Annotated in this window: 2 protein-coding genes; both read right to left on the bottom strand. The window is 51.7% G+C overall.

What is annotated here, in order from left to right; genetic code table 11:
- Positions 1-681: 2,3-bisphosphoglycerate-independent phosphoglycerate mutase (locus V6D20_08700; GenBank protein ID HEY9815860.1), on the bottom strand; the 681-nt coding region annotated here is incomplete at its 3' end.
- A gap of 322 nt (positions 682-1003) precedes the next feature.
- On the bottom strand, positions 1004-2285 hold a 1282-nt coding region (locus tag V6D20_08695; GenBank protein ID HEY9815859.1), incomplete at its 5' end, for an ABC-F family ATP-binding cassette domain-containing protein.

The raw sequence follows: 2285 nt of genomic DNA, 5'->3' as shown, positions 1-2285 counted from the left end.
GTAGGAGGCTTGCAGCACCTCAGTGGCAGATTGCTGTACCGAAGGACTATTGTGAGTCATCACATCGTAGGCGCGCTTCACCCGATCCCAGCGGCGATCGCGATCCATGGCATAGTAACGGCCGCTAATGGTAACAATGCGTCCAAGCCCGATATCTTGAACCCTTTGTTGCATCCGTTGGATCATCTCTAGCCCATCCGTAGGCATCGTGTCACGTCCATCCATAATGGCGTGGATGCAAACATCAGTTAGGTTTTGATCCTTAGCAAGTTCTAATAATCCATAGAGGTGTTCCGTGTGGGAATGTACGCCTCCCTCAGAACATAGGCCCATCACGTGCAGCTTGCCTCCCGACTGCTGCACCTGTTGGCATACACGAACTAACGCGGCGTTACTGAGAAAAGTGCCATCTTCAATAGAGTCTGTAATTCTCACCAGCTCTTGAGGAACCACCCGACCTGCACCGATGTTCAGGTGACCGACTTCAGAGTTCCCCATTTGCCCCCCCGGCAGCCCAACGTCTTTGCCTGAGGTGCGAATTAGGGTGCTGGGATATGTTGCCCAGAGTGCATCCATGACAGGGGTACGGGCAGCGGCGATCGCATTGCCATCAGCCTCTTCACGATACCCCCAACCATCTAAGATGACTAGAACCACTGGAGAGATCGGCTCTTGTACCATGTGGATAGTCCCTATCTACTAGTGCTAAATGTTTTAAGTCTTGCTGTGCGATCGTGAAATTGCGCAGCAACCGTACCATCGAGAATGTATCCCTAATTGGGGATGTGACGCAAGACGTTTCAAGGTAGATCTAGCGCGGATCGAGCCATGATGCTCTAAGCATATAGTGAAACGTATCCTTTGAAACAGTCTACAAACAAGCCTCTATTGGCTGATTGCGACAGGATTCCCATAGGTCAACCATAGATTACTCACCCTAGAAGAAGAGAACTTCTGGGTAAATATACTAGAGCGGCAGGCAGGATCCGGTGGGGATCGCCACTTAGGAACGTTTTGACTGCTGTTTTTGCTTTTGCTTTTCGCGCTTAGCGTCTGCCTTGGCCGCTTTCTCAGCGGCGATCGCCTCCAGTCTAGCTTTCTCCTGTTCCTCAGCTAGACGATCCAGATAGTAGTGGTAGTCACCCCGATACAGCCGCAGTTCTCCATCGCGGATTTCCACAATCTTGGTTGCCACCTTAGAGATGAAGTACCGATCGTGGGAGACCAACACTAGGGTGCCATCGTACTGACACAGAGCCTCTTCCAGCATCTCCTTAGCGGGAATATCCAAATGGTTCGTTGGCTCATCGAGAATCAATAAGTTAGCTGAGCGCAGCAGCATTTTGGCCAGCGCCAATCGCGCCTTTTCGCCACCGCTCAAGGATTCAACCGACTTAAAAACCGTATCTTTGCTAAACAAAAACGTCCCCAACAGCGTCCGCACTTCTTCGTTCGTCCAGTCGGGCACTTCATCGTGGATGGTATCGAGCACGGTTTTAGATAAATCTAACGCTTCCGCTTGGTTTTGCTCAAAATAGCTGGGGATCACCTGGTGTTCGCCGATAGCCACCGTTCCCTCATCCGGCTTAATCATGCCCATGATCAACCGCAGCAGGGTGGATTTACCGCAGCCATTGGGGCCCAGAAAAGCAATGCGATCGCCCCTCTCGATTAACAAATTGGCCCCGAGAAACAAAATGTCTTCATTGTGGGCATAAACCAAATCTTGGATACGCACCACTTCCCGACCACTGCGCGGCGCGGGAGGAAACTGAAACCGCAGCGATCGCAAATGTCCTGTAGGAGCCTCAATGCGTTCTACCTTCTCCAGTTGCTTTTCCCGGCTCTTCGCCTGGGTGCTGCGGGTAGCGCTAGCCCGAAAGCGATCCACAAAGGCCTGTTGCTTCTCCAGTTCCTTTTGCTGCCGTTCATAGGCACTGAGCTGGGCCAATTGAGCTTCTTCTTTCTGAGCCAAATAAGCGCTGTAATTGCCCAGATAGGTTGTCGATACGCCCCGCTCAGTCTCCACAATTTGGGTGCAGAGGCGATCGAGAAACTCCCGGTCATGGGACACGATCACCATCGGTGTATTCAGAGCCTTCAGGTAAATTTCCAGCCACTCAATGGTTTCCAAATCCAAATGGTTAGTCGGTTCATCCAGAAGCAGCAGATCTGGACTTTGCAGCAGAATTTTTCCCAAACTCATGCGCATCTGCCAACCACCGCTGAAAGCACTGACGAGGCGATCGCCATCTTCAGCCCCAAACCCCATCTCCGGCAAAATC

The sequence above is a fragment of the Candidatus Obscuribacterales bacterium genome, assembly GCA_036703605.1.
Taxonomy (GTDB): Bacteria; Cyanobacteriota; Cyanobacteriia; order RECH01; family RECH01; genus RECH01.
This window is presented reverse-complemented; position numbering and strand designations above follow the sequence as displayed.